Source organism: Dermacoccus sp. Ellin185 (genome assembly GCF_000152185.1).
In the GTDB taxonomy this organism is placed as follows: Bacteria; Actinomycetota; Actinomycetes; order Actinomycetales; family Dermatophilaceae; genus Dermacoccus; species Dermacoccus nishinomiyaensis.
The window spans coordinates 54,635-62,201 of sequence record NZ_AEIQ01000115.1 but is presented as its reverse complement, the minus strand read 5'-3'; the positions used below and the strand labels follow the sequence as shown (position 1 = coordinate 62,201).

At 68.7% G+C, this 7,567-nt stretch carries 6 protein-coding genes; 4 read left to right on the top strand and 2 right to left on the bottom strand.

Annotation, left to right across the window (positions count from 1 at the left end; translation table 11 throughout):
- Positions 1-589: 589 nt before the first annotated feature.
- The 4 genes from HMPREF0321_RS12755 (at position 590) to HMPREF0321_RS12740 (ending at position 4,914) form a co-directional block, all read left to right on the top strand.
- Positions 590-1,918: a sodium:proton antiporter gene (locus tag HMPREF0321_RS12755; protein WP_006947067.1), complete on the top strand. Its 1,329-nt coding sequence runs from the start codon at positions 590-592 to the stop codon at positions 1,916-1,918.
- 172 nt (positions 1,919-2,090) lie between these two features.
- Complete coding sequence (locus HMPREF0321_RS12750) at positions 2,091-3,461, top strand: NAD-dependent succinate-semialdehyde dehydrogenase (RefSeq protein WP_006946937.1); 1,371 nt, start codon at positions 2,091-2,093, stop codon at positions 3,459-3,461.
- A 39-nt stretch (positions 3,462-3,500) separates the two neighbouring features.
- Positions 3,501-3,959 carry a hypothetical protein gene (locus HMPREF0321_RS12745; protein ID WP_006947037.1) on the top strand — a complete coding sequence of 153 codons (459 nt, stop codon included), beginning with the start codon at positions 3,501-3,503 and terminating at the stop codon, positions 3,957-3,959.
- 271 nt (positions 3,960-4,230) lie between these two features.
- Positions 4,231-4,914, top strand: a complete 684-nt coding sequence (locus HMPREF0321_RS12740; RefSeq protein ID WP_006947030.1) for a type 1 glutamine amidotransferase domain-containing protein — start codon at positions 4,231-4,233, stop codon at positions 4,912-4,914.
- Positions 4,915-5,061: 147 nt separating this feature from the next.
- Here HMPREF0321_RS12740 and HMPREF0321_RS12735 read toward each other — a convergent pair whose 3' ends face one another.
- A complete protein-coding gene (locus HMPREF0321_RS12735) occupies positions 5,062-6,282 on the bottom strand; it encodes an MFS transporter (RefSeq protein ID WP_006947054.1) in 1,221 nt (406 codons plus the stop codon).
- A gap of 196 nt (positions 6,283-6,478) precedes the next feature.
- Positions 6,479-7,567 (bottom strand): cytochrome d ubiquinol oxidase subunit II, encoded by a 1,089-nt coding sequence (cydB, locus tag HMPREF0321_RS12730; RefSeq protein WP_006947079.1) that lies wholly within the window; start codon positions 7,565-7,567, stop codon positions 6,479-6,481.

Here is a 7,567-nt window from a genome sequence, read left to right as displayed (position 1 = left end):
TCCGACCACGCCGGCTCCGACCACGCCGGCTCCGACGACGCCGGTCCCGACCACGCCTGCTCCGACCACGCCGGCTCCGACCACGCCGGCTCCGACGACGCCGGTCCCGACCACCCCGGTTCCGACGACGCCGGTTCCGACCACCCCGGTTCCGACGACGCCGACGACCAACACGACCGTCCCGACGACGACGACGTCGACGACGGCTGCGACCACGCCCGGCACGGGCCCCAAGGTCGAGACCGACCGCATGGGTGACGACACCAACGCCCTTTCGCTCGGCGTCGCGGGTCTCGTCGGTGCGGGTGCGCTCGGCGGCATCGTCGTCGCTCGCCGTCGCCTTCAGCAGTGACGCCGCGGTCCTGAACCGCTGACCACGCCCCACCCTGGCCCTCGCCCGGTGGGGTGTGGTGCGTCCGGCTGGCCTTCGAATCGGCGCGGATCCCAGGTGCCACGCGGGCTGGACACGACGCGGAGCGCAGGGCCGACGGGGTGCGCGCTCGGACGCCGACGTGCGGCGGGTGCGCTCATCGCCTACTGTCGCGAGCGAATCCCTCCCCCTGAGTTCCCACTGAATCGAAGGCGTCTCGTGGCCATTGACCTCGTCTGGATCGTGCTCGGCTTCGCGCTGCTGCTCGCGGTCTTCCTCCCGACCGCCGTCGAGCGCTTCCCGTTGTCGACGCCGATGGTGCTGCTCGGCGTCGGGGCGCTCGTCGGCCTCGCGCCGATGCCGAAGGGGTTCACGTTCTCGCCGCAGGAGCACGAGGCGTTCGTCCTGCATGCCTCCGAGGCGACGGTGCTCGTCGCGCTCATGGGTGTCGGTCTCGCCCTCGATCGGCCGATGCGCGTTCGCAGCCTGACGTCGTGGCGCGCGTGGGCGCCGACGTGGCGTCTGCTCGCCATCGCGATGCCGCTCGGCATCGTGGGCGTCTCACTGCTCGGCTGGACGCTCGGTCTGGCCGCGCCGACGGCGTTGCTGCTCGCCGCGGCGCTCGCCCCGACGGACCCGGTGCTTGCCTCCGACGTCCAGGTCGATGGGCCGCAGACCGAGGCCACGCAGGAGATGACGCAGGACACCGAGATCGACGAGTCGGACGAGGTGCGGTTCGCGCTGACGTCGGAGGCCGGTCTCAACGACGGTCTCGCGTTCCCGTTCGTCTACGCCGCGATCCTGTGGGCGAGCGAGGGCTCGCCGTCGCACTGGGGGTGGAAGTGGCTCGGTTGGGAACTCGTCGGCAAGGTCGCGCTCGGCGTGGCCGTCGGCCTCGTCGTCGGGTGGGTGCTCGGCAAGCTGTTCTTCCGGCTGCCGGCGAAGAAGTATCGCCTCGCCGACGCCGGTGAGCCGCTCGCCGCGCTCGCGGCGATCATGTGCTCGTACGGGCTGACGGAGCTCGCCGGCGGGTACGGGTTCCTCGCCGTGTTCGTCACGGCGATGGCGATGCGTCAGGCCGAGCGCGGCCACCGCTACTACGCGGACATGCACGCGTTCATCGAACGTCTCGAGCAGATCCTCACCCTCGTCATGCTCCTGCTGCTCGGCGCGGCGGCGACGAACGGTGTTCTCGCGCACGCTGATTGGCGCAGTGCCGTCATCGTCGCGGCCCTCATCCTCGTCATCAGGCCCGGCGGGGCGTGGCTGTCGCTGCTCGGGCGGCGCAACGACACCGCGAAGGCCGTCGGCCTGACGACGGGGGAGCGCTGGATCACGTCGTTCTACGGCGTGCGAGGCATCGGTTCGATCTTCTACATCGCGTACGCGACGGGGCACGCCGACTTCGCGGGCAGCGACTGGCTGTGGTCGACGATCGCCCTCGCCATCATCGTCAGCGTCGTCGTGCACGGCTCCACCGTCACGCCCGCGATGAACTGGCTCGAACGTCACCGCACGAACCACCGTCGGGCGCTCGCGGACGCTTGATCCACCTGCGCCCCGGGGGCGCCTGCGCTGCACCCGGCGCCGGGCTGGCCGGGCCGCACACGCGGGCGCGTTTCTTCACCCCTCGAGGTGAAAAACTGCGTGCAGGAATGCTTCTGGGGGCCGGTGGTGTTGTGATCGATGAGAGAGCTCATCGATCTGAAGGAGAGACCTCATGGCCTACCGCACCGAGAACCCCGCCACCGGCGTCGTCGAGAAGGAGTACAACTCCGCGACGGATGCTGACGTCACCCGCGCCATCGAGCGCGCCGACGCCGCGTTCGGCACGTGGCGCACGACGGACGCGTCCGAGCGCGCCGCCGTCCTCGCCAAGGTCGCCGACATCTACGACGAGCGCGCCGACGAGCTCGCCCGTGTCATCGGCGCCGAGATGGGCAAGCCGCTCGCGCAGGCGCAGGGTGAGGTCGCGCTCGCGTCGTCGATCTTCCGCTGGTACTCCGAGCACGGTGAGGAGCTGCTCGTCGAGGAGCAGCTGAACATCGGCGACGACGCGAAGTCGCTCGTCGTCACCGACCCGATCGGTGTGCTCATGGGCGTCATGCCCTGGAACTTCCCGCACTACCAGGTCGCGCGGTTCGTCGCGCCGAACCTCATGCTCGGCAACACGATCCTGCTCAAGCACGCCTCGATCTGCGCGCGCACGGCCGAACTGATCGAGGAGATCCTCCACGCCGCGGGTGTGCCGCAGGATGCCTACATCAACCTGTTCGTCAGCAACGAGCAGATCACGTCGATCATCGAGGACCCGCGCGTGCGCGGCGTCTCCCTGACCGGTAGCGAGGGCGCCGGCAAGGCCGTCGCCGAGACCGCGTCGCAGAACCTCAAGAAGAGCGTCCTCGAACTCGGTGGCTCGGACGCGCTCATCGTCCTCGACGACGTCGACGTCGCCGAGACGGCGAAGGCCGTCGCCACCGCGCGCATGAGCAACGCCGGGCAGGCCTGCAACTCCCCGAAGCGCATCTTCGTTCCGTCGACGATGTTCGACGACTTCGTCAACGGCGTTGTCGCCACCGTCGAGGGCATGAAGGTCGGCAACCCGGACGACGAGGGCACGGACATGGGCCCGCTTTCGTCGGTCGAGGCTCGCGACGACGCGATCGCCCAGGTCGAGCGCGCCGTCGAGCAGGGTGCGACCCTGCGCACGGGTGGCACGGCGCTCGAGCAGGACGGCGCCTGGATGGCCCCCGCCGTGCTCACCGGTGTCACGCGTGAGATGGACGCCTTCAAGGAGGAGATCTTCGGCCCCGTCGCCGTCGTCTACTCCTACGACTCGATCGACGAAGCCGTCGAGCTCGCCAACGACTCCTCCTTCGGCCTGTCCGGCTCCGTCTGGGGCAAGGACACCGACAAGGCGGAGCAGATCGCCCGACGCCTCGAGGTCGGCATGGCCTATGTCAACGAGCACGGCACGACGAAGGCCGGCCTGCCATTCGGTGGCGTGCGCCGCTCCGGTTACGGGCGTGAGCTCGGACGCTGGGGCTTCGGCGAATTCGCCAACACGAAGCTCGTCCGCGTCGCCAAGTGATCGATGCGTCGTGACCCGCGACGCGAGGAGGGAACAACCATGACTCGTTTCACCCGACTGATCGAGTCCGTCCGGTCACTCGCCGAGCCGGCCCCGCCTGCGACCCGTGGGCAGGAGGTGGCCCGTCTCGGCCTCGGAGCCTTCATGTCGTTCGCCGGTGTCTCGCACCTGACGTTCGCCCGCAAGGACTTCCAGGCGCAGGTGCCGGACTGGTTCCCGATGGACAAGGACGTCGTCGTCCTCGCCTCCGGTGTCGTCGAGGTCGCGTTCGGTGCGGCGATGCTCACCCTGCCGCAGCGTCGCGCTGCGGTGGGGGTGGCGCTCGCCGCCTTCTACGCCGCGATCTTCCCCGGCAACATCAGCCAGTACGCGGAGCGGCACGACGCCTTCGGCCTCGACACCGACACCAAGCGCCTCGTCCGCCTGTTCGGCCAGCCCGCCCTCATCGCTGCGGCGCTGTCGGCGGCCGGCTTCCCCCGACGCGGCTCGCGTCGCTGATCTCACCGTTTCGCACCCAAGCGAAGGAGACCCCAATGTCGGACACCACGCAGCTCACGTAGACCGAGAAGGCCAACCTCGACCTCGCGCACGAGTACACATGCGCCCTGTTCCGCGTCGAAGACGACAAGCTCGTCGAATTCGTCAAGGAGTGGAACAAGCTGCCGATGTGGCAGCAGCTCGGCTGGCCGATCGAGGAGTGCCTCACCTACCACGAGTGACGACTCGCCCCGATGCGGACGCCGCTCACTGAATCACCAAGGAGATTGACATGTCCAACGTTCTCTTCGTCGTCACCGGCGCCCGCTCCTGGACCCTGGCCGACGGCTCGAGCGTCCCGACGGGTTACTGGGCGGAAGAACTTCTCACCCCCTACCGTCTGATCACCGGGGCAGGTCACTCGGTCACGTTCGCCACGCCCGGCGGTGTGACGCCGGTGGCCGATGAGGTCAGCCTCGCCCCCGACGCGAACGGCGGCGCTGACGTGCGTCCTGACCTCGACGCGATCGACGGCCTGCAGCACCCCATGAAGCTCGAGGACGTCGTCCTCGGCGACTATGACGCGGTGTTCTACCCGGGTGGGCACGGCCCGATGGAAGACCTTGCGCAGGACGCCACGTCCGGCAAGCTCATCGCGGACGCGCTCAAGGGCAGCAAGCCTGTCGCGATCGTGTGCCACGGCCCGGCAGCGCTGCTCCCGGCGCGGACGTCGGCGGGCGAGCCCGTCGTCGCCGGACGCAAGATCACCGGCTTCTCCAATGAGGAGGAGAAGGCCGCCGGCAAGGCTGACAAGGCCAAGTGGTTGCTGGAGGACCGGCTGCGCGAACTCGGCGCCGACGTCTCGACCGGCCCCGCCTGGCAGCCGTTCACCGTCGTCGACGGTGACCTGCTGACGGGTCAGAACCCGGCATCGTCCGAGGCGCTCGCCAAGAAGCTGCTCGAGCGCCTGAGCTGAGCCTGGCGGCGCCACGCGCGAACATGCTGAAGGCGCCTGGATCCCCATGGGGTCCAGGCGCCTTCGGTGTTCACGGGCGGCCGGCGAAGGGCCGATTGGGCTCGGCTCTCACGTGGCGTGGCGCCTCGTCGTGCGAGATGAACGGGCTCAGTCCGATGCCCCGCGCATCATGGGGATGCTCGCGACGAGGACGACCAGCGAGGTGAGCGCGCAGAAGAGAGCCAGGCTCGCGCTGATGGACAGGCGTGTCGTGAGCAACCCCGCCAGCACGACGGGGATCGTGATGCCGATGTAGGCGGCCAGGAAGACACCAGCCACGCTTCCCCCGGTGTGTCCGGCCTCGCTGACCGCGGAACCGACGGCGACAGCACTTTGGAAGAGCAGGCCGATCCCGGCCCCCGCCATGACCGCGCCGCCTGCGTACAGGACGAAGGGGTGGGTGAGTGCGGACGCCGCGACGCACCCGAGGCCGGCGACGGCGAACAGGACGCCGCACGCGATCTTCGTTCGCGGGTTGGGGATCGGAAGGGCGACCTGGGCCAGGGCAGATGCCCCCATGGCGAGGAAGACGACCACGCCGCACACGAGCGGAGACGAGCGATGTGCGACGTGCGCCAGGAACGTCCCCGTCATCGACGTCAGGATGCCCAGTGCAGCGAAGGCCGCGCCGGCCACGACCTGCGCTGAGCGAAAACGGGCTTCATGACCTGGTCGGACGACGGCGCGCTGCGGTCGATACCTCGGGCGCTCGTTCGCCGGTGTTGCCGGGTTGGTCTCGGGAACCAACGTGAGCGCGAGGCCCACCCCGGCGAGCAGGACGAAGAAGACCACGTAGGGCGTCCTCAAGGGGGCCGGGGCCCACTGCACGAGGACTCCACCGACGAGGGGGCCGAGGGCCAGCCCGCCAGTGTTCACGCTCGAGGCCACCGTCGAGGCGAAACTGCTCGGCTCGTGCGGGCGATGAACGCGCCGCAATTCACCGAGCATCGCCGTTGCTGCCGGAGTCAGTATGCCGATCCCCACACCACACAGCAGCCGGGCGACCAACAGCGCCGGCACGGACGGCGAACCGATGAAGATCGCGGCGCTCACCAGGGAGACGGCGGTGGCGATCGCGATCATGCGGCGTCGCCCGAACTGGTCGCTCAGGTGGCCCGCGAGGTAGAGGCTTGCCATGACGCCCAGCCCGTAGGCCGCGAAGATGGCGGTGATCATCACGGTGGGGAAGTGATCGTGGTGTTGGTAGAGCGGATAGATCGGCGTCGGCACGGTCGAGTAGGCCATGAGGATGGGAAACGCCGCAGCAAGCAGCCAGAAACCGCGGGCGTGGCGCTCAGCGGCCGCAGGCGCGGTGGGTGTCGTGGTCACGGGGTCAGGATGATACGGGAGCGTCGCGAGAACGACGGCACGAGCTCTTTCGCTTCGTTCTTGTTGATCCCATGCACTCGTCGGTCCATGGCGGACGACGCAGCAAGCGCCACCATCCCGCTCGGGGTGGTGGCGCTTGCTGTTGCACCTTCGCTCACAGCGAAGTCATGGGGCGATCGTGGCCTGACGTGAGTCGTCAGTGGACCTTGATCGGGTCGGGGCGGCTCGGGTCGACCGCCTTGGGGATGTGACGCGTCGTGATGCGCTTGCGGAACACCCAGTACGTCCAGCTCTGATAGATGAGGACGATCGGGGTGAAGATCAGCGCGACCCACGTCATGATGACGAGCGTGTGGTGCGAGCTCGCCGCGTTCGTCGTCGTCAGCGACCACGCCGGGTTCGTCGAGCTCGGCATGACGTTCGGGAACAGCATGAGGAAGTACGTCAGCACGAACAGGGCGATCGCGACGAACGTGCACAGGAACGCCAGGCCCTCCTTGCCGCGCATGTTGAAGAACAGCCCGGTGAGGAAGATGACGGCGAGTGCGACGGTCGTGATCCACGACCACACCGACCCGCCTTCGATGCCCAGCCACAGCAGCAGGACGACGGCGGCGACGGCGGCCGCGAGGCCGATCTTCGTGCCGAGCGCGCGAGCGTCGTGACGGATGGCGCCGTCGGTCTTGAGCGCGACGAAGAAGCAGCCGTGCGTCATGAACACGAGCATCGTCGTGACGCCGCCGAGCAGCGACACCGGGTTGAGCATGGTGAGCAGGTTGCCCGTGTACTCCATGTCCTGGTTGATCGGCAGGCCGTGGACGATGTTCGTCAGCGCGACGCCCCAGAGGATCGCCGGCAGGAACGAACCGAACACGATGGCGGCGTCCCAGCCGCGGCGCCAGCCGTCCGAGTCACGCTTGTGGCGGTACTCGAAGCCCATGTTGCGCACGATGAGTGCGACGAGGATGAGCAGCAGCGGCAGGTAGGCGCCCGAGAACAGCGTCGCGTACCAGTTCGGGAACGCGGCGAAGGTCGCGCCACCAGCAGTGAGCACCCACACCTCGTTGCCGTCCCAGACCGGGCCGATCGTATTGAGCATGACGCGGCGGCGTCGCTCGTTCTCGCCGATGTGGTCGGTGACCGGGTCGGTGACGCCCGTCGCCTCCGCCTTGCCCTTGCCGAGCACGGGAAGCAGCATGCCAACACCGAAGTCGAAGCCCTCGAGGACGAAGTAACCCGTCCAGAGCACGCCGATGATGATGAACCAGAAAGTGGTGAGTTCCAT